Source organism: Natronincola ferrireducens (assembly GCF_900100845.1).
In the GTDB taxonomy this organism is placed as follows: Bacteria; Bacillota; Clostridia; order Peptostreptococcales; family Natronincolaceae; genus Natronincola_B; species Natronincola_B ferrireducens.
In genome coordinates this window covers 14,522-34,255 of the sequence record NZ_FNFP01000003.1, presented here as the reverse complement: position 1 = coordinate 34,255, position 19,734 = coordinate 14,522, and the positions used below count along the sequence as shown (strand labels likewise).

The window sequence follows — 19,734 nt, the reverse complement described above, 5'->3', positions numbered from 1 at the left end:
ATTTATAAGCTAGTTCTAGTACTTTTATTATATATACTTATTGTTATCCTCTAAAATTCATTTCCTATATTCATCTCTACAACCATACATTGATAAGGGTTAATGAGGCTCTCCAAAAGGATTTTAAGTTGATATCATAAACTGATAACTACAACTTGGACAAGTCACCCGAATTTTTCCCTTGTTTTTAGGGAGCCGCATTCTCCCATCACATTTTCCACAACTAATGACAATATAGTTCAACAATACTTCAATCCTCTGTTTATCTAAGCCAACTACTACTTGATCTCCAATTAAAAAAGCCGGGACACCCTTTAAATTTAGCCGCGAAAACTCTGCTCTTGCCAAAACATTCTCATTTATATCCCTTTCTTCAAATACTATGCCCCTCTTCGAAAGATACTCTTTCGCAGTACGACAGTGGGGTCATGTTTTGCTTGTAAAAACAATTACTTTTTCCATATTTTATCTCCTTCTTAGTAGATTTTTAAGGGGTTGAAAAGCGATTTGTAAAACTTACCATATATCCATCATCTTAATGATTCTTTGCTGATGACAGGCCCAATAGACTTCCGATAATTCCTAAGATTGTACTAAGGAACATCATCAATATCACCAAATCTAGTGTCAATACTTCACGGGATGGCATGGGGATAAAGGGTAGGGGGCCTGCCACCTGAAGATAAAGATATTTCAAGGCTAATGATGCTAAAACTACCGCCACCATCCCTCCTCCTAGGGTTAACAGTAGTCCTTTTAACAAAAATGGAAAGGCAATAAAAGCTTCAGGGGCTCCCAGTAATCTTAAGGTATTTATTTGCTCCCTATTATTATATATTTCTTGCCTAATAATATGGGATATGATAACTAAGGTGGAAATCCCTACAGCAGCTACAATCAAGTATCCTAACAACCTCAATACCCCTGTAATATTTCGGAGACGATCCAAAACTTCTCTGTTATCCCTCACATGTTCAATATCCCCTATAAACTGTAATTCCTCTAGAACTGCATCCATTTCCTCCAGATAAATTCTTATCTCAATGAAGGGACTAAAGGGATTATCATCAAAAAATTCTAAGACACGGGCTTCTTGCCCTAGTATTTCCACCATTCTACCATAGGCTTCTTCTTCATCAACCACTCGAGCTTCCCGTACACCCTCTATGCCATTGATACCTTTAACCAACTGTGAAACCCTTGTATTATCTATACTTTCATGAAAGTAAGCATTTATTTCTGCCTCCCCCTGCATAACCTCAACTACTTCATTGCTTATCCACCATCCTAAAATCACCATGGTAAGAATAAAGAAAATAAGTCCTATGCTGACAAGGGAAAAAACATTGGACAGTAGGTTTAACTGCATCATTGTTTTTACTTCTTTTAAAAAATAGCCCGTATTATAAACTATATTTTTCATTTTAAGCTTCCCCCAGCCTTTTCCAGTAAATGTTTCCCTCCTCCATTTGAATAAACATAGCATCTTCTTTCCCATCAATCAAATGGGTTGCATGGGTGGTAATGATTACTGCCGTATTTTTATCTTTAAAGGAGGTTAAGAGTTCTAAAATCTTTAAGGCATTCTTCATATCTAAATTCCCTGTGGGTTCATCTGCCAATATTATTGCTGGCTTCCTAGCCACCGCCCGTGCTATCGCTACTCTTTGGCACTCTCCCCATGATAGATTGTCCACCAGTGAAAATGTTTTATGCTCTAACCCCACCCTCCTTAGGGCAGTACTGGCACTTTCCTTTAACTGACTGGGAGGTATATCTAAAAACCGCAGACCTAACATAACATTTTCAATAGCAGTTCTCCCTTTTATTAGCTTAAATTCTTGAAAAACTGGTCCAATAGACCTTCGTAATTGTCTAATTTTCTCAACCTGCCCCTTCATCATAGGTTGCCCCAGTACCCTTAGTACACCTTCTGTTGGATACTCCATCCCCATAAAAAGCTTTAATAGGCTGGTTTTTCCCGAACCACTGGGCCCAGTGATATACACCATTTCTCCGGGCTTCACCTGTAGATTAATATTTTTCAAAGCCTTTGTTCCATCAGGATAAATCAAACAAAGTTCTTTTGCTTCAATCATTTTTAGTTCCTCCCCAGTATTGTATTAAAATAAAACTGGTATAATGATTAATTCCAAATGGCCTTCCATAATTTCTACGGATCGTAGGATATTATCACCTATCAATGGCCTAAGATTTAATGCTAAATGACCCTCCCGGAATAATTCTTCTATCGTCCCAGCTTCTAGTGGCATGCCATAAAAACTTCCTTCTTCAGCTTGGAATTTTAAAGTATGTCCTCCCTCTATTATAAATGTTCCTGCTACAATGAGGTTTTTTTCAGGTAATGCTATTTCAATTTTCTCTGGATGTAAGCTAAAAATCATTTTAGGTAAACGGGGTTGTCCTATAACTATATCGTTAAGGGTTTTCTCATCTAGGATTCCCTTAATCCTTAGGAAAGAAAAAGTTGTTTTTAGGGCATCTGCAGGTAGATTGTCCTCCTGGATAATACGAGAAAACTCCCTTGCAGCTTCTGAAAATAATGGCTTTATCTCTTCCCACACCTGCTGTATATTCATCAGATGTTGAAAATAATATTCTTGTTCTTCTTCTAAAGCTATAAGATACTTCTCCATATCCTCTTTTACCTGTAATTTCTTTGCTAGAGATGTCCTTAATTTCTCCTGTTTTTCCTCCATCATCACAAGCTTTTCGGTTAATTTCATTCTTTCCATGATCAGATTTTCGTTACTCTCCTCCAGTGAACCCAAAAGTTCTCCTGTGTTTCGAGTAATATCCCGTAGGATATTTAACCTCCTAAGAAAGGTAGTAAGGTTATCGGAATCTAAAATTATCTCCAAATAAGACCCTGGTCCCCTTCTTTGATAACTCTTAAGGACTTGCTTTAGGTCTTCTCGTTTCTTTTCATAGGCTATTTCTTCAACAGCAATCGTCGATTCCAGAATTGTAATTTCTTGATTGATTACTTCTATATCTTCAATAATCTCTGTTTCCTCCCTCTCTACCTCTTTTATCTCCTGCACTAGACTAAAGAGATTTTGAAGAATTTCTTTTTCTTCCTCAGAAATTCCATCCAACTTTTGTTGAATTTCCAAAAATAAATCTGTTTGGCTAACTGCTATACTTGAAAATACAAACCCAAAGAAGAAAATAAAAAATAAGCTAAAACCTAAAAACAGTTTTATCTTTCTTAACTTAGACATACACCTCCCCCTCTCTGGACCGGAAAATAATTTCTTAAAATTCATTATAATCTAATTTTACCAAAATAATGTTTATACTAAAATCTTTTTTTACAATGATAGTACTTATAAATAAAATACTACTAAGTAATCAAATGAAAAAAGGGACTATGTGTCCCTTAACTTATATAAACTTTAAATTTTCCACGCCTCTTTCAAGCAAATCCTCCTTCTTCAAGAAGGTGCCAATAGCTGGTATATTTCCTCGGTAATAATCCACGTCTGCAAAATCCACTTCCTCTAAAGTCTTGATTGTCGATAATGTACTATCTTTTTTAGACTTCAATACTTGTATTCCAATAGAGTTTCTTGTGGTTTTTTCATTAATTTGTTTGGTATCAAAAACCAAGATTTTTTTAATACTACTTACTGCCACTAGTTCCTTATCTTCTTTGATATGCTCCATGTACACCAATTGACTTTCAGAGGAATAGGCATTTGCCAATTGCTTTCTATTTGTCTTTGTTTGATAGCTTTCCATAGGAATTTTAGCACATTTGCCACTACTATAGAAAAATAACATGTGGCCCTTATAGTCATCAGTAGCAACCATATAAATGATTTTTTCATCATCCTCTAGGGCTAAAAGGTTCTTTAAATAATCTCCTAAGCTACTTGTCTTTTTATCCTCCAACTCATGGCATTTTATTTTATAAACTATGTGTTTATTTGAGAATAGAAGTAAATCTGACTTGTTGGTTCCTTCCACTTCTTGAACAATAAAATCATTGTCCTTTAACTTATGACCATTGCTACTACTTCTTAAGGATGCTAACGATATCTTTTTAAGATAGTTTTCATTGGTTAAAAATAATTTTATGTTATAGTCCTCAATAAAAAGCTCTTCTGTAACTACTTCTATGTGTTTTTCTTCAATAATTTCTGTTTTTCTAGGGTTTCCATATTTTTCGGATACTTCCTGCAACTCCTTAATAATAACTTTCTTAATTTTCTCTTCATTTTTCAAGATAGCATCTAAGGTTTTTATTTCTTTTTCAAGGGTTTTGATGTCCTTAGTTTTATTTAAAATATATTCTTGATTAAAGTTTCTTAACTTAATATCTGCAATGAACTCAGCTTGAACCTCGTCTATTTCAAACCCTTTCATAAGATTGGGAACAACCTCTTTGTCCTTTTTTGTGTCCTTTACAATTTTTACTGCTCGATCGATGTCCAGGAGAATTTTTTCCAAACCCTTTAATAGATGTAATCTTTGGTTTTTATGATGGATATCAAAGGTTAATTGTCTTTTAACACATTGAATTCTAAACAGGGTCCACTCTTTGATAATGTCTTTTACTCCTAGAACTCTTGGGTTACCATTAATCAAAATGTTAAAGTTACAGCTGAAGGTGTCCTGTAGAGTTGTCATCTTGTATAATCTATTCATCAAGTGTTCAGGATCTGTATTTCTTTTTAAATCTATGGTGATCTTTAGACCTTCTTTGTCGGTCTCATCCCTTATATCATTAATATCCTTAATTTTCCCTGCCTTAACCAGTTCAATAATTTTTTCTATAATAGCTTCTGTGGTGGTGGTGTAGGGAATTTCATAGATTTCTATACAATTATTTTTCTTATCATATTGATATTTTCCTCTTAAATGAAAGCTACCTCTACCTGTAGTATAGATGGTATTCAATTCTTTTTTATTAAGGATAAGCTGTCCCCCCGATGAGAAGTCAGGAGCTTTCAAATATTGAGTTACTTCCACCTCTTCATCCTTGAGGAATTCAATTGTTGCTTCACATACTTCCTTTAAATTAAAGCTACAAATAGAGCTTGCCATACCGACAGCTATTCCCATATTAGGATTTGCTAAAATATTGGGAAAGGTAGTAGGAAGCAGTTTAGGTTCTTCTATTGTATTGTCATAGTTAGGTACAAAATCCACTGTATCCTTATGAATATCCTTAAAAAACTCTTCACAAATTCCTTCTAATTTTGCTTCAGTATATCGTGGTGCTGCATAGGCCATTTCTTTAGAGTAGTTTTTCCCAAAATTACCTTTACTATCTATAAGGGGATGGAGAAGGGCTTCATTTCCTCTGGTTAATCGTACCATTGTCTCGTAGATGGCAGCATCTCCATGGGGATTTAATTTCATGGTTTGTCCAACAATATTTGCCGACTTGGTTTTTGTTCCCTTTAATAGTCCCATTTTAAACATAGTATAGAGTAATTTACGATGGGATGGTTTTAATCCATCAATCTCAGGTAACGCTCTAGAGACAATTACACTCATGGAATAGGGCATGTAATTTTTTTCTAAGGTTTCTATCACATTTAGATGAGTTAATTTAGACTGCATATGTACCGACTCCTTTTGTTTTTTAAATATAATTTCCTATAAATTTGTCCATTAATATAATTGTTCCATAAGTATAAAAAATAAAAGTCTTATATAAATTAATATTTTTTACTCTGATCCCATGATAATCATTAATTAACTAATAAACATTATCAAAAGAGAGCAGGATTATGCCAACTACTATTGTAGCCTATAGTCAAGAAAGTATCGATCTCTTGCAAAATGTAAATTATACAATTAGTAAATCACACTTTAATTATCTTTGCATAATAGTAGAAGGGGATAGTTCTTTGTTTGTTAGGATTTAAATCTTGAAATATATGAGTTTAATTCTTCTCCTAACTCAGCTAGACATTGGCTTGCTGAAGCAATTTCCTCCATCACAAGCCTTTGTTTTTCTATGGAAGAGTATACTCCATCTGTTTCTTTAGATTCAAAATCTTTTAAGTCCTTTAAGTGATTATATTGTTTTAGTATTTCCTCAAGTAAAAACACTATCTCTCTACCCTTATCGTCTATGACATTTGAAAGTATATCTTGGTCTATCTTTTCTTGTAAAGAGTTAAGTAAAAGACTGATGTCCTCTATTTTCTTTGCTTCAATTCCTTTGATCTCTGTAATCGAATGGGTTATTTCTGCCATATTGTCTATGTCTTTACTAGTCTTTAAAGAAATAATTGCTAACTCATCGGAAAATATAGAAACTTTAGCTGTAATAGTTTTTAAATCCTCTATGAACTCTCTTAAACTATCAACTATAAGCTGAAACGATACAAACATTGTCCCAATTTCATCATTCTTGCTTTTAAATTGTTGTTTTGGTTCTTCAGTTATATCCCACTTTGCCATTGTCTCTATATAATTCGCTGCTTCTTTTATAGGTTTTGCTATTGAATTTCCCAATACAAAAGTAAGTCCTACAGATATTGTAGTTAATATCAAAGTTAACAAAATAGCGTTTTGCACTATTCTATTTAAAGGACTCATTACGGCATCTTCTTCTATAGCCAAGCCAATATGCCAACCACTGAAGCCTAATTTTGTGTAGGATATAAATCTTTTTTCGCCATCATAGTCTAAAACCCTGTTAAGTTTTCTATCACCAATAAATACCTCTTCGTACCCATTAATAAAAATAGAATCTACATTTGTCATTCCTTTATTTGGTAAAAAAAGGAATTTGTCGTTTGGATGAGCAAGGATATTTCCATTATTATCAGCTATAAAAGCATAGCTACCTTCCATGGGCCGCGATTGATCCATTACATTTCCTAAGTGTTCCATTCCAATATCTGCTCCCAGTACTCCTATTAGTTTTTCTTTATGCCATATGGCTCTTGATAAAGTAACAATTATTCCCCCATGATTAGCATCAACATATGGTGAAGATAAGAAAATTCCATCATTCTCAACTGCATTTACGTACCACTCTCTCTCTTGGACATTGTAATCTTTATCAGGTATCCACCAACCCTCACCTGTTATAAAGGAATTGTCTGGATAAGCAATATAGTACTCTATTATATCTGCATTGTTCTTGTTTTTGAAATCTAAGTAGTTGATTAAAGAATCATTCCCAGAATAATAGTTTCTGTATATAAGCTCACTGTAGAGTTCCTCCATTAATCTTGTTTGAAGGATAAACCAACCTTCTATATCATTTGCATGCTTTCTTGATATTTCATCTAACCTTCCAAAGGTTTGAACTTTTATATTATCTGATACAATTGAATATCCTATAAAAGTTGTGCACAAAATACTCCCTATACAAATTAGACAACTCAAAAGAATAATTCTTGTTCTTATACTTTTCATCCTTACCCTCCAAGACCTTTTGAAAAATTATTGTGGTTTAATTTTAACTTTAATGTCTGTATGTTTTTTCAAAAATAAATTGATTTCATCAATTTGCTTGTTGTCAACTTCAACTTTTCTTGCAAATTCGTCTTTCATGAAAAACAAAATTCCCTTAGACCCATGAATAATTATATCAACTTCTTTAACACTTTTTAAGTCATACTTATCGGTTTGTTTAAATAAAAAGCCAGTGTATGTACTCACCAAACCATCTGGTAATAAGAATACTTTCTTGTTGTAGGTTGAGTAAAACAATAATAAAATTCCAATAAGCAAATTTATTATTGATAAATTAACTATACCAGTAATAATTAAAATTCCTCCTAGAATTACACTCATAACTTTATAGACTCTATTATTTGGATTTGTTTTGGATATGTCAATCATCTCCAAGTACCACACCCCCTGTATCTATATTAGGCTTTAAAACCATTATATCTTAAATCTAGAAAAGCCCCAACTACTTTGAGGCTTTTCCTGAGATTTATTTATGAATTAACAACTTCTGGATTTTGTTCTTTTTTATAAAATACTGAAATTCCAAGATATGCAAATACTATTGCTACTATTGGATTTATAAGATTCATAAAAGCAAAAGGTAAATAAGAGAAGGTAGCTACACCTAAAGTGGCTGCTTGATAGGCCCCACAACCATTCCACGGGCAAAGGGGAGACCACATGGTACCACCATCTTCAAGGGTTCTTGATAAAAATTTGCGATCTAGATTAAGTTTATCAAAAGCTCCTACATACATTCTTCCAGGTACAATTATTGATAGATACTGATCTGTAAGAATAAAATTGCTCAATATCCCAGTTGTAACTGTTAATGTGACAAGACCTCCAACAGTCTTTACTCTATTCACCAATCTGCTTAAGATGACATTCGTAAATCCGCCTCTTTCCAATATCCCTCCAAATGCTAACGCAAAAATAATCAAAGATATTGTCCACATCATTGAATCTACACCACCTCGATTCAATAATCTGTCTACTACAGAAACTCCGGTGTCAGCTTCAAATCCGTAATGGAAATTCATCAAGACTTCTCCAATATTTCTTCCTTGGAATATAATACCAAACAATCCACCTAAACCAGCTGCAGATAGTAGAGATGGTATACTGGGAACCTTTTTGATCGCTGCAAAAATAACAAATAATGGAGGAATTAAAAGCCATAGGTTGATATTGAAATTATCCAATATGGTCATTCTAATTAATTCTACTCTTTCTGGATCATAGTCCCCCCCACCAACTGTAATGCCAATAATTGAGTAAATCACTAAGGCTATTGCAAAGCTTGGTATAGTAGTTCTCATCATGGAACCAACATGTTCATATAATGGTGCTCCTGCTGTTGCTGCGGCGACGTTTGTACTATCAGACAACGGAGACAATTTATCTCCAAAATATGCTCCAGAAATAACCATACCTGCTGCTAATGCAGGATTTATGCCTAGTCCAACAGCGATACTCATAAGAGCGATACCTACTGTTCCTGATGAAGTCCATGAACTTCCTGTTGATAAAGATACTATTGCACAAAGAATTGCTCCTGTGGGAAGAAACCACTTGGGAGATATTATTCCAAGACCATAGTAAACCATAGCAGGAACAGTTCCAGCAGATACCCATGTACCAATAAGCATACCTACAATCATGACAATAATAAGTGCTTCTAATGCTCGATGGATACTTTCCAGCATACCACCTAAAATACTGGACCAAGAATGTCCTACCCTATATGCCATTATAGCTGCAATAATAGAGGCTAAAACAATCGGAATATGTGGCTCCAATTCATACTTTAAAATTCCCACAATGATGATTATCATCATGGCAAAAATTGGAACAAGGGCTTCCCACAGTTTAGGTGTCCTTATTTCCCTCATTTTTTTAATTGCTTTCATATTATTACCTCCCATCTTTTAATTACTTGTTTTTATTGCAAAAACTATGCCATTATACCACAATAGAACAATCCTTTTAATCTAGCATTTTACAGTGTCTTAGAGTATTTGTGTTTGCATTTTTAAATAAATAGACAAAATATTGTCAATTTTTTAAACTAATTTCTTTAACATGCTATAAACACAAGATCTTTCTTAAATAGAATAAACGCCAAATATTTAGCAATTGCTAATATTTTGGCGTTTATTCTATTGACATCTTTTTAATTTTATACTGTAATGTCTGTCTCTTAACTCCTAATAGTTTTGATGCTTCTGTTACATTTCCATTGGTAATCTCTAAAGCTTTTTTTATTATCCTTCTTTCAAACTCATTTATCCTATCCTGATAAGTTGTTTCATTTAAATCAAAGTTAATCTCAGAGTTAACCAATACCTGTCTGGACATAGCCTCTGGAATATGTTCTATTTCTACTTGCTTGGCACCATAAGCATCCATTAGTATCAAACTAATAACATTTTTCAATTCTCTTACATTGCCAGGCCAGTGATAATCCCTGAAAATTTTCTTCACTTCAACAGATACTTGTGGTTCAAGTACTTTAAGGGCTTTACTTTCTCTTTTCATAAAAACTCTAGTCAAGTAATCTATATCTGATTTTCTTTCCCTTAGGGGAGGTATGTTTAGATAAATTGGTCCTAAACGGTAATAAAGATCTTCTCTTAGTCTACCCTCTTTTATTAATTGCTCAGGTTTCTCATTTGTGGTGCAAATAACTCTTACATTTAAATCAATATCATTTTTACCTCCTACTCTTCGGATTCTCTTTTCTTCCAATACTCTTAATAGCTTAGCTTGCAAGTAGGTAGGTAAAGAATTTAACTCATCAAGCAGTAAAGTTCCACCATTGGCTTCCTCAAATAATCCAGGTTTTGTTATTGCTCCTGTAAAACTTCCTGCCTCTGTTCCAAAGAAAATAGATTCCAATAGGGTTTCAGGTATAGCTGCGCAATTTTGAGCAACAAATTTATTATGATTTCTTTTGCTGTTTAAATGAATGCTCTGGGATAGTATCTCTTTGCCTGTTCCAGTTTCTCCATAGATTAGTACATTGTAATCTAGAATAGCCATTTTTTTGGCTTTTTCCAACAATCCAATCAAATCTTTTTCTATTGTTAAAAAATCTTCAAATCCATAATACTTATTTCTTGGCAATACTTTGATGAGTTTGGATCCCAAGCTATTTGTATCAGTTTTGCTTATACGATCCAATAAATCTCCAAATGAATCTTTCGTCTTAACATACTCAATGGCACCAATAATATTTCCCTTCTCTATAATGGGGATATTTGTGACTACTAGGTATATACTTTCTCCATTACTTTTAAAGTGAACTTTTGTCTTATTTTTAATTCTAATTCTACTTCTCATGCATTTTAAAAGAGTGCTTGTATACTCTCCTAATTCATCATGTAAATCCAATAAATGTTTCCCAACTGCTTTGGTAGGATGAATTTCAAATATTTCCCCAGCTTTTTCATTGCAATATACTATTTTCCCATCTTTATCAATCACTCTAATGCCTATATCAATATTCTCAATAATATTATTATAAAGAAAATCACTGTCGGCTTTATCTATAGGAATCACTCCCTTACTTGTATGATAAGTAGTAAGTAATAATAAATTACCAGGTGAGAAATCTTTTCCTGGTAATTTATTGTTAATGATTAGTATGTGAATTTAGTTTTAGATGTTAAGGGTTTTAACCCCAATATTTTTATGGCTTCAGCTGGAGTTACAACTTTACAACTCTTTTGTTAAAAAATCCATATCTCATATCTTGTACAAATAATTGTATATGCTCTAAAGAGATTTCTTCTGCTACCTGTATTCTTATTGCACAGGACATATTCATTCTATTTTCATTATACCACAAACTATTTTTATAAAAAGTATTATTCTATTAATTTAAAGGAATGTCCAATCCACACCTTAAGTGACCATCTAAAGAATTTCAACCCCTACACATCCATCAGATGTAACCTGCCAACCGAAAAATGCAAACCCCTATAAAAGCTTAAAATTTAAATCACATCAGATTCATCAATGTACTTATATCCATGCTCTGAAATATATTGTTTTCTGCCTGCTAAGTTATCTCCTAAAAATAACTCAAAGGCTTCCTTTGTAGTTCGAGCTTCGGCAGGAGTGACTTTAATTAATCTTCTTGTTTCTGGATTCATAGTGGTTTGCCACATCATTTCAGGTTCATTTTCTCCTAGTCCCTTTGATCTTTGAATTTTATAATTTTTCTTTAGTTTCTTTATAATTGTGTTTTTTTCCCCATCAGAATAGGCAAAAAACACATTATTCTTGCTATCGGTAATCTCATACAGTGGTGATTCTGCAATATATACATAGCCCTTTTCTATCAAGGTGGGAGTAAGGACGTAGAGCATAGTTAGAATTAAGGTCCTAATCTGGAATCCATCTACATCAGCATCTGTACAAATAATGATTTTATTCCAATTAAGTTTTTCTATATCAAAAAAGCTTAAATCATTGTGTTTGTTTTTTATTTCAACACCACAGCCCAATACCTTCAAAAGATCTACAATAATATCATTTTTAAATATCTTTTCATAATCGGATTTTAAGCAATTTAATATCTTTCCCCGAACAGGAATAATTGCTTGAAAATCTGCATCTCTTCCCATTTTTGTTGACCCTAAAGCCGAATCTCCCTCCACAATAAAAAGCTCTCTTTTTGTTATATCCTTAGTTCTACAATCCACAAATTTTTTTACCTTGTTGGAAAAATTATCAACACCCTTACTTAATTTTTTCCTAACATCAATTCTAGTGAGTTCTGCCTTTTCTCTACTTCGTTTATTCACCAGCACTTGTTCTATAATCTTTTCTAAATCCATTTGATTTTCTATAAAATAGATTTCTAGCTTTTCTTTCAAAAAGGCAGTCATGGCTTCTTGAATAAATTTATTAGTAATAGCTTTTTTTGTTTGATTCTCATAGCTTGTTATGGTGGAGTATGTATTGGTAACTAAAATAAGACTATCTTTAATATCTGTAAAGGTTACCCTTTTCTCATTTTTTGTATATTTGTTTTTGTCTTTAATAAAGCTATGGATTTGGGAGGAAAAGGCACTATCAACAGCCTTATCGGGAGATCCTCCATACTCTAAAAAGGAAGAGTTGTGGTAATATTCAAGAACTGTATTTTCATTATTGAAGACAAAGGCCACTTCAATTTTAAGCTTATACTCCTCTTTATCTTCCCGATCCCTACCCTTTGTCTCAATTTCAAAATATTGAGGTTCAGTAAAACTCTTGTCCCCATTAACCTCCTTGACATAGTCTATAATGCCATTTTTATAGTAGTACTCAAAGGTTTCCTCAGTTTCTTCATCATACAGTTTAAAAGTAATACCCTTATTTACAATGGCCTGTCTTTTTAGGGTTTCTTTAAAAAAACTTAGGGGAATATCAATATCGTTGAAAACATCAAGATCAGGCTTCCATCTAATGATAGTGCCAGTATGTAAATAATCAAATTTTTCCTTGATTAATCCACCAATATTATCTCCCTTTTCAAAATGAAGCTGATATTTGTGACCATCTCGATAAACCTCCACATCCATATATTCCGATGCAAATTGTGTAGCTGCAGTACCCAGGCCATTTAGGCCAATACTGTACTGATAATTACTACCAGAATTGTTATTGTACTTGCCCCCGCCATAAAGGATTGAAAATACAATCTCCCAATTATACTTTTCTTCCTTTGTATTATACTCCAAAGGGATTCCTCTACCCCTATCCCTTACTTCTATGGATTTATCCTTGTAACGGAATACTTCTATTAAATTTCCAAAACCCTCTTGGGCTTCATCTCTAGCATTTGCTACTATCTCCACAAGAGTATGACGACACCCTTCTATACCATCACTCCCGAATATTACTCCTGGTCTAAGCCGCACTTTATCCTTTTCTTCTAAGGTTGATAAGCTATCGTTACCATAATCCTGTTGATTTTTTATAGTCATTTTTGCCCCTCTTTTCTCTTGTAAATACCATTTATAATCATATCATATAAAATGATATGCTATCTACATATCTTATGGCCTGTCTTTTACTATCTATTAAACATTTAAAACTTTTTTCCTTCTAATCCTTATAATTAAATATTTTCTCTATTGAACAGTATATCAAAGGCATCAGTGCCGAACAAGTGTTTTGCAAGAACTTTTAAAAGCATATACTTGTTTGTAGATATAGGCTTATAGAATCAACATTTCTCCATTCGTTTTTCTAAGCGGGATGTCTATGATCTTATGTTGATAAAGATATTCTTTAATATTTTTATCCATTAACTTAATTATATCATTGTAGTTACCTTTATTCTTAAATGTAGCAATACTACTATTTAAATAGTATACTAAACTTATGGATATTTGATTTTTAGGGGGGACATAAATGAAAAGAGTTGATGAAAGAGATACAATGTTTGCTAGAGTAGGCTATGAAAAAGGAACTAAAGCCTATGAAGATTACTATAGGAAGAATCCAGATAAAAAAGCTATCGATGATAGTATAAGAACAAGACCCCATCTCTGTAGTGAAGGTACCATGACCTACAACGCCCTGAACTCTCCTATGGCCGGTGCCGCCTTTGACTTTTTAGGAGATATAAAACATTTATGTGAAGGTCCTGTTAATCCAGAAAAGGTTGAAGGTAATACAAAAATTATAACAAAACGGATAAAGGGTTTAGCTAAAAAATATGGAGCAAATCTAGTAGGAATAACAGAACTTAAAGATTATCATTTTTATACCCACAGAGGTAGACATGCAGAGGACTATGGCCAACAAGTCCAGCTAGATCATAAGTACGGTATCGTTTTTGCCGTTGAAATGGATAAGGATATGATCAATAGGGGCCCTATGATTGCAGAGGTCATAGAAACATCTAAATGCTATGTAGATGCAGCTATAATAGGTATGATCCTCAGTTATTACATACGAAGCCTAGGCTATGAAGCTAGAAATCATATGGATGCCAATTATCTACTGATGCCTGTTTTAGTAGCTAAAGATGCTGGTCTAGGTGAAATAGGTAGAAATACGATACTTACCACTAAGGAATATGGTTCTAGAATTAGACTTGGGGTAGTGACTACAAATTTAGAACTTGAAATTGATGACCCCATCTCCTTTGGTCTTGAGGATTTTTGTAGACTCTGTAAAAACTGTGGTCTTACATGTCCTTCTCAATCCATATCCAATGAAACAGAAAAAGAAACTAATGGAAACTTAAATTGGGTTATTGATCAAGAAACCTGCTATATTAAATGGAGGTATTTGGGTACTGATTGTGGTATGTGTATATCTAGCTGTCCCTTTAGCCAAGAAATGGAATCCATTAAAAATATAGATACTTTTGAAGGCAATGATGCCCTCATAGCAGATGTGCTTAGTGAGTTTAGAAAAAAATATGGTAAACGACCCTTCGTACCTGGAAATCCCGATTGGTTACGCTAAAAGAAATGCAGAGGGATTGGTTTTCCCAATATCTCTGCATTCCCTACAATAGATCCCATCCCCTGATGAATTGCTTCTTACCGACTTGAGAAGTCCTATTGCATCATATTGCCTAAAGGTTGTAGTACTAATACTTGCCAAATTTATTAGCTTTGATACTATATACTACTTCTTTATTGAATAAGTATAAATTCTGAGAGAATATTTTCATCATAAATCACAACAAACTTATATGTAACTACAGATTAACAACATTTATGGGGTTTTGTAATAAGAACTTTTCTAAATTGTCTACAGCTATATCCATCAGACGTTTACGGGATTCATGAGGGGCCCATGCAATATGGGGAGTGATAATACAATTTTTAGCTGTCAGTAAGGGATTGTTATTTTCAATAGGTTCTGTTGATACTACATCTACTGCTGCACCCGCCACCTTGCCATTGTTTAAAGCTTCAGCTAAGTCTTCTTCTACAATCAAGGGTCCCCTAGAAGTGTTTATAATCATCACCTTATCCTTCATTTTTGCAATTGTATTTCTATTAATGATACCTTGGTTGCTTTCAAATAAAGGACAATGCAAACTAATAACATCTGACTCAGACAGCAGTTCATCCAACTCTACATACTTTAATGTATCCCTCTCTAGTTCTTTGTTTTGATAATTATCATAAGCTAAAACCTTCATGCCAAAAGCTTCAGCAATTTGTGCCACTGCTTGACCTATTCTGCCAAAACCTATAATTCCCATATTTTTTCCTGCCAGCTCAATTAGTGGATAGTTCCAAAAACACCAATCCTGGTTATTGGTCCATGCTCCTTTTTTAACTTCTTCACTATGATGTCCTACATGATGACATAATTCCAACAATAGTGCAAAGGTCATTTGTGAAACTGCTGTTGTGCCATAGGTAGGTATATTGGTTACCACTACACCTCTTTCCTTTGCTGCATCTATATCTACTACATTATACCCTGTTGCTAGAACACCTATGTATTTTAAGTTAGGCATTTTGTCTATAGCATATCTTGTTACTGGAGTTTTATTTGTAAAAACAATTTCTGCATCTCCAACTCTTTCAACAACCTTATCCTGTTCCTTTAAGTCATAGGAGGTACGATCATAAACAGTTACATCACCAATTTTTTCTAACTTCTCCCAACTTAAATCTCCAGAATTTAATGTATATCCGTCCAGTACAACAATTTTCATATTATTTTCCCACCTTTATGTCTTTTTAAAACTTTTAAAAATCAGTGGTTTTACCAGAAGTCGATTCTTAACATCTAGTACGCCCATTGTATTTTCCCCAGTATTCTCTATTCCCTTAAAAGGGGTTTCCATAGTTTGACTTAATTCCTATTACTAATGGGCTACAGTTCCTTCTCCACCGTCTACCCTTAATATCCTTATATTCTCTGCATCATGATGGATTTTTCCTATTCCCCTTTATAGGAATCAGAAGCTATAACTACCTTCTCATCTCTCCCTCTTTCATCATCAGCTCTTTCCCATAATCTTTTAAACAATGATTTATGAAAAAGTTTTATTCATCCCAAAATGCTAATTTATAGCCTTATCTTATTTGGAGCTTTACTTCTTTCTACCCCTAGTTTTTGTTTTTTTATCTAGCCTTTTGTTGTTTTTTGCTTGATATGTTCCTCTGCTATTTTCCTTTGATTGATTAGACTTATATGGGTCTACCTCTTGTCTTGGCCTTATTAAACAGTTTTTGCCGAAGCCGATTAAATCAGTTCTCCCGGCTTTAACCAAAGCTTCATAAACCAACTGATAGTTTTGGGGCTTACGATATTGTATTAAAGCCCTTTGCATAGCCTTTTCACGGGCCGACTTAGGTACATAGACTTTTTTCATGGTTCTTGGGTCTAACTCTGTATAATACATGCATGTAGATAATGTTCCTGGGGTTGGATAAAAATCCTGAACCTGTTCAGGCATATGTCCTAAGTCCCTAAGATATTCTGCCAGCTCAACAGCTTCCTTTAGGGTTGAGCCTGGGTGACTTGACATAAGATATGGAATAAGAAATTGCTTCATCCCTAAATCTTCATTTATTTTATGGTATTTTTTTACAAACCTATCATATACTTCTTTTGTGGGTTTCCCCATCTTTTCTAATACACCAGAGGATATATGCTCTGGTGCCACCTTAAGCTGGCCACTAATATGATGCTTACATAGCTCTTTAAAAAACTCATCATTCTTATCATGAATAAGATAATCATATCTTAATCCAGAACGAATAAATACCTTTTTAACCTTGGGAAGCTTCCTTAAATCCCTCAACAGCTTTAGGTAATCCCTATGATCTATCTTAAGCTGTTTACATGGATTAGGAAACAAGCATTGTTTATTTATGCAAACTCCATGTTTTTCTTGTTTTTCACAGGCCCTATGACGAAAATTGGCGGTGGGACCTCCTACATCATGGATATATCCTTTAAAGTCAGGCTCAGCTACAAGTTTTTTTGCTTCAGCTAGTATTGAGTCATGACTTCTCGATTGTACTACCCTTCCTTGATGAAAGGTAAGGGCACAGAAGTTACAGCTTCCAAAACAGCCCCTATTACTGACTAGGCTAAACTTTACTTCTTTTATAGCCGGTATTCCGCCTTTTTTCTCATATATAGGATGATAGGTCCTCATATAGGGTAAGGAATAGATATTATCTAGTTCCCCTTGTTCCATAGGTTCATGGGGAGGATTTTGTACGACATAAAAACTATCATAGGGCTCCACCAAAGGCTTTCCTACTATAGCATCCATGTTGTTATATTGTAGCATAAAGCTTTCTATAAACTTTTTCTTAGACTTGATTATTTCATCATAATGGGGTAAAATCACTGGCTTATAGGGTCTTTGCTTATCCTTGGTTTTATATACAGTTCCTTTTATAAAGGTTACTTCTTCTACCGGGATACCACTTTCTAAAGCCTCTGCTATTTCTACTATTTGACGTTCTCCCATCCCATAAACGATTAAATCAGCTTTAGCATCTAAAAGTATGGATTTTCTTACCTTATCTGTCCAATAATCATAGTGGCCAAATCTCCTTAGGCTAGCCTCTATTCCTCCTAAAATTATAGGAACATCCCTATAGGCCTCTTTAATTCTATGGGAATATACAATAGACGCCCTATCGGGTCTATACCCCCCTTTCCCTCCTGGGGAATAAAGGTCGTCAGTTCTCTTCTTCTTCCCTACTGTATAGTGATTTACCATGGAGTCTATGTTCCCAGCAGTAACTAAAAAGCCCAGCTTTGGCTTGCCAAGAGCCTTAAAATCCTCGACACTCTTCCATGAGGGTTGGGCTATGATACCCACCCTATAGCCTCTATTTTCTAAAACCCTTCCTATGACTGCTGCTCCAAAGGATGGGTGATCTACGTAGGCATCTCCAGAAATCAGGACAAAATCTAGTTCCTCCCACCCTCTTTCCTTCATATCCTTTTTATTTATGGGTAAAAACTTTATCATATCTATCATTCCTTTAGCATTATCTATTGCCTCGCAAGCTTTTAATTTGATTCTGGATATATTTTATATCATAGGAACTAAAATTCTTTTTTCCATTTACAATGATGGCTTTATCATCTACCCTATGTTTGATAGTTAAATACTTCTTTTCCTCCTCATCATTTACTTTTTCACTACAGCTGTCATATACCTCATATTTCCACTGTCTTCCTTGTTGGTAAATAATAAAGTTTAAAATGCCTGCCTCCAAGTCCTCCTGTAGTTTTTCGGCTAATTCTTTTAATCTCATATAACTTGTCCTCCTTATGATCTGTATTTATTCAAACAACTTTCCTATATATTTATGGATTTGAAATATAGTTTATCTATTTATTTCTTTCAACACTATATAGTATATCCTAATTTTATTATTCGTTGTTATGTTTATGGCTATCATACTCATTACTTATGGTTACTTTAACAGATTTTCTTTATTGAAGCAACAATTCCTCTAGTTCTTGTTGCTTTCAGCTCCTTTTATGTTAATGTTCACCTGAAAAAAACTTTTTTAATCCTTGATGAAGATGTATCTTCCCAAACTGCAGAATGAGGAAAATGGGTACATGATTGACTCCAATCATGGTATAATAAAGCATATCAAATACAAATAAGGAGTTTAAAAGAAGAAATGAGAAGAAGAAAAAAACCAGGAGCTAAGGAAAAATTACTAAGTCATGAGGTTTATTTATGTAACCAGCCTGAAGAATATAAAGGCCAATGGGAGCATTATTTTATTGAGAAAAAAAATATCCATGTAGAATTAGGAACAGGTAGGGGCCAGTTTATTACGACCCTGGCTGAGATGAATCCTGATATCCATTACATAGGTATTGAGATAAAAGAGGAAGTCCTTTTAAAGGCTGTAGAAAAGGCGGAAGCTAAAAATTTAAAAAATATTGTATTTCTTTGGTATGACATTAACAAAATAGATGATATTTTTGACGAGGGTGAACTAAGCAGAATCTATATTAATTTTTGTGATCCTTGGCCTAAGAAGCGGTGGGAGAAACGAAGGCTTACCCATAGAAATTTTTTAGAAAAATATAGGTCTATTCTTACAAGGGATGGAGAGATTCATTTTAAAACCGATAATGAAAAACTTTTTGAATTCTCTTTAAATCAATTTTCTAATAGTGATCTTCTCTTAAGGAATATTAGCTTTGACCTTCATCATAGTGAAACAAAGGATTCTGTTACTACAGAATACGAAGATAAATTTTCTGCCATGGGAATGAAAATCTATCGATGTGAGGCATTAAAACGAATTTAAT

Annotated in this window: 15 protein-coding genes; 2 read left to right on the top strand and 13 right to left on the bottom strand. The window is 33.9% G+C overall.

Translation table 11 applies throughout. The features are described 5' to 3' along the window. Positions 1–123: 123 nt before the first annotated feature. The 10 genes from BLS22_RS08465 to BLS22_RS08420 form a co-directional block, all read right to left on the bottom strand. Positions 124–462, bottom strand: a complete 339-nt coding sequence (locus BLS22_RS08465) for a glutaredoxin family protein (RefSeq protein ID WP_090553317.1) — start codon at positions 460–462, stop codon at positions 124–126. A gap of 73 nt (positions 463–535) precedes the next feature. Continuing rightward, entirely contained in the window at positions 536–1,423 is an 888-nt protein-coding gene (locus tag BLS22_RS08460) for a cell division protein FtsX (protein WP_090553316.1), read from the bottom strand. Position 1,424: 1 nt separating this feature from the next. Beyond that, positions 1,425–2,099, bottom strand: coding sequence for a cell division ATP-binding protein FtsE (locus BLS22_RS08455; protein ID WP_090553315.1), 675 nt, complete (start codon positions 2,097–2,099; stop codon positions 1,425–1,427). Positions 2,100–2,123: 24 nt separating this feature from the next. Continuing rightward, positions 2,124–3,245, bottom strand: a complete 1,122-nt coding sequence (locus tag BLS22_RS08450; protein ID WP_090553314.1) for a coiled-coil domain-containing protein — start codon at positions 3,243–3,245, stop codon at positions 2,124–2,126. Between the two features lie 163 nt (positions 3,246–3,408). After that, on the bottom strand, positions 3,409–5,595 hold the full coding sequence (locus BLS22_RS08445) for a DNA gyrase/topoisomerase IV subunit A (RefSeq protein WP_090553313.1): 2,187 nt from the start codon (positions 5,593–5,595) through the stop codon (positions 3,409–3,411). A 297-nt stretch (positions 5,596–5,892) separates the two neighbouring features. Next, positions 5,893–7,410 (bottom strand): PDC sensor domain-containing protein, encoded by a 1,518-nt coding sequence (locus BLS22_RS08440; RefSeq protein ID WP_090553312.1) that lies wholly within the window; start codon positions 7,408–7,410, stop codon positions 5,893–5,895. Positions 7,411–7,437: 27 nt separating this feature from the next. Then, positions 7,438–7,839: a hypothetical protein gene (locus BLS22_RS08435; protein WP_330386505.1), complete on the bottom strand. Its 402-nt coding sequence runs from the start codon at positions 7,837–7,839 to the stop codon at positions 7,438–7,440. Positions 7,840–7,940: 101 nt separating this feature from the next. Next, on the bottom strand, positions 7,941–9,362 hold the full coding sequence (nhaC, locus tag BLS22_RS08430) for a Na+/H+ antiporter NhaC (protein ID WP_244269508.1): 1,422 nt from the start codon (positions 9,360–9,362) through the stop codon (positions 7,941–7,943). Positions 9,363–9,606: 244 nt separating this feature from the next. Next, on the bottom strand, positions 9,607–11,013 hold the full coding sequence (locus tag BLS22_RS08425) for a sigma-54 interaction domain-containing protein (protein WP_090553310.1): 1,407 nt from the start codon (positions 11,011–11,013) through the stop codon (positions 9,607–9,609). 437 nt (positions 11,014–11,450) lie between these two features. Continuing rightward, positions 11,451–13,430 carry a toprim domain-containing protein gene (locus BLS22_RS08420; RefSeq protein WP_090553309.1) on the bottom strand — a complete coding sequence of 660 codons (1,980 nt, stop codon included), beginning with the start codon at positions 13,428–13,430 and terminating at the stop codon, positions 11,451–11,453. Positions 13,431–13,860: 430 nt separating this feature from the next. Here BLS22_RS08420 and BLS22_RS08415 point away from each other — a divergent pair, with 430 nt between their 5' ends. After that, the gene (locus BLS22_RS08415; protein WP_176762110.1) at positions 13,861–14,925 is read left to right on the top strand and encodes a 4Fe-4S dicluster domain-containing protein; all 1,065 of its coding nucleotides are present in this window, start codon (positions 13,861–13,863) and stop codon (positions 14,923–14,925) included. A gap of 238 nt (positions 14,926–15,163) precedes the next feature. On the opposite strand, the gene BLS22_RS08410 is transcribed toward BLS22_RS08415, so the two are convergent. The 3 genes from BLS22_RS08410 to BLS22_RS08400 all read right to left on the bottom strand — a co-directional run bounded on the left by BLS22_RS08410 (position 15,164) and on the right by BLS22_RS08400 (position 18,713). Further along, positions 15,164–16,138: a D-2-hydroxyacid dehydrogenase gene (locus tag BLS22_RS08410; protein WP_090553308.1), complete on the bottom strand. Its 975-nt coding sequence runs from the start codon at positions 16,136–16,138 to the stop codon at positions 15,164–15,166. A 381-nt stretch (positions 16,139–16,519) separates the two neighbouring features. Then, positions 16,520–18,424 (bottom strand): YgiQ family radical SAM protein, encoded by a 1,905-nt coding sequence (locus BLS22_RS08405; RefSeq protein ID WP_090553307.1) that lies wholly within the window; start codon positions 18,422–18,424, stop codon positions 16,520–16,522. A gap of 19 nt (positions 18,425–18,443) precedes the next feature. Continuing rightward, positions 18,444–18,713, bottom strand: coding sequence for a hypothetical protein (locus tag BLS22_RS08400; protein ID WP_090553306.1), 270 nt, complete (start codon positions 18,711–18,713; stop codon positions 18,444–18,446). A 378-nt stretch (positions 18,714–19,091) separates the two neighbouring features. Here BLS22_RS08400 and trmB point away from each other — a divergent pair, with 378 nt between their 5' ends. Further along, entirely contained in the window at positions 19,092–19,733 is a 642-nt protein-coding gene (gene trmB, locus BLS22_RS08395; protein ID WP_090553305.1) for a tRNA (guanosine(46)-N7)-methyltransferase TrmB, read from the top strand. Position 19,734: the final 1 nt, after the last annotated feature.

Excerpts from the sequence above, each read along its gene's own strand:
- BLS22_RS08460 (WP_090553316.1), bottom strand. The coding sequence starts at position 1,423 with ATGAAAAATATAGTTTATAATACGGGCTATTTTTTAAAAGAAGTAAAA.
- BLS22_RS08455 (WP_090553315.1), bottom strand. The coding sequence starts at position 2,099 with ATGATTGAAGCAAAAGAACTTTGTTTGATTTATCCTGATGGAACAAAG.
- BLS22_RS08450 (WP_090553314.1), bottom strand. The coding sequence starts at position 3,245 with ATGTCTAAGTTAAGAAAGATAAAACTGTTTTTAGGTTTTAGCTTATTT.
- BLS22_RS08445 (WP_090553313.1), bottom strand. The coding sequence starts at position 5,595 with ATGCAGTCTAAATTAACTCATCTAAATGTGATAGAAACCTTAGAAAAA.
- BLS22_RS08440 (WP_090553312.1), bottom strand. The coding sequence starts at position 7,410 with ATGAAAAGTATAAGAACAAGAATTATTCTTTTGAGTTGTCTAATTTGT.
- BLS22_RS08435 (WP_330386505.1), bottom strand. The coding sequence starts at position 7,839 with ATGATTGACATATCCAAAACAAATCCAAATAATAGAGTCTATAAAGTT.
- nhaC (WP_244269508.1), bottom strand. The coding sequence starts at position 9,362 with ATGAAAGCAATTAAAAAAATGAGGGAAATAAGGACACCTAAACTGTGG.
- BLS22_RS08420 (WP_090553309.1), bottom strand. The coding sequence starts at position 13,430 with ATGACTATAAAAAATCAACAGGATTATGGTAACGATAGCTTATCAACC.
- BLS22_RS08415 (WP_176762110.1), top strand. The coding sequence starts at position 13,861 with ATGAAAAGAGTTGATGAAAGAGATACAATGTTTGCTAGAGTAGGCTAT.
- BLS22_RS08410 (WP_090553308.1), bottom strand. The coding sequence starts at position 16,138 with ATGAAAATTGTTGTACTGGACGGATATACATTAAATTCTGGAGATTTA.
- BLS22_RS08405 (WP_090553307.1), bottom strand. The coding sequence starts at position 18,424 with ATGATAAAGTTTTTACCCATAAATAAAAAGGATATGAAGGAAAGAGGG.
- BLS22_RS08400 (WP_090553306.1), bottom strand. The coding sequence starts at position 18,713 with ATGAGATTAAAAGAATTAGCCGAAAAACTACAGGAGGACTTGGAGGCA.
- trmB (WP_090553305.1), top strand. The coding sequence starts at position 19,092 with ATGAGAAGAAGAAAAAAACCAGGAGCTAAGGAAAAATTACTAAGTCAT.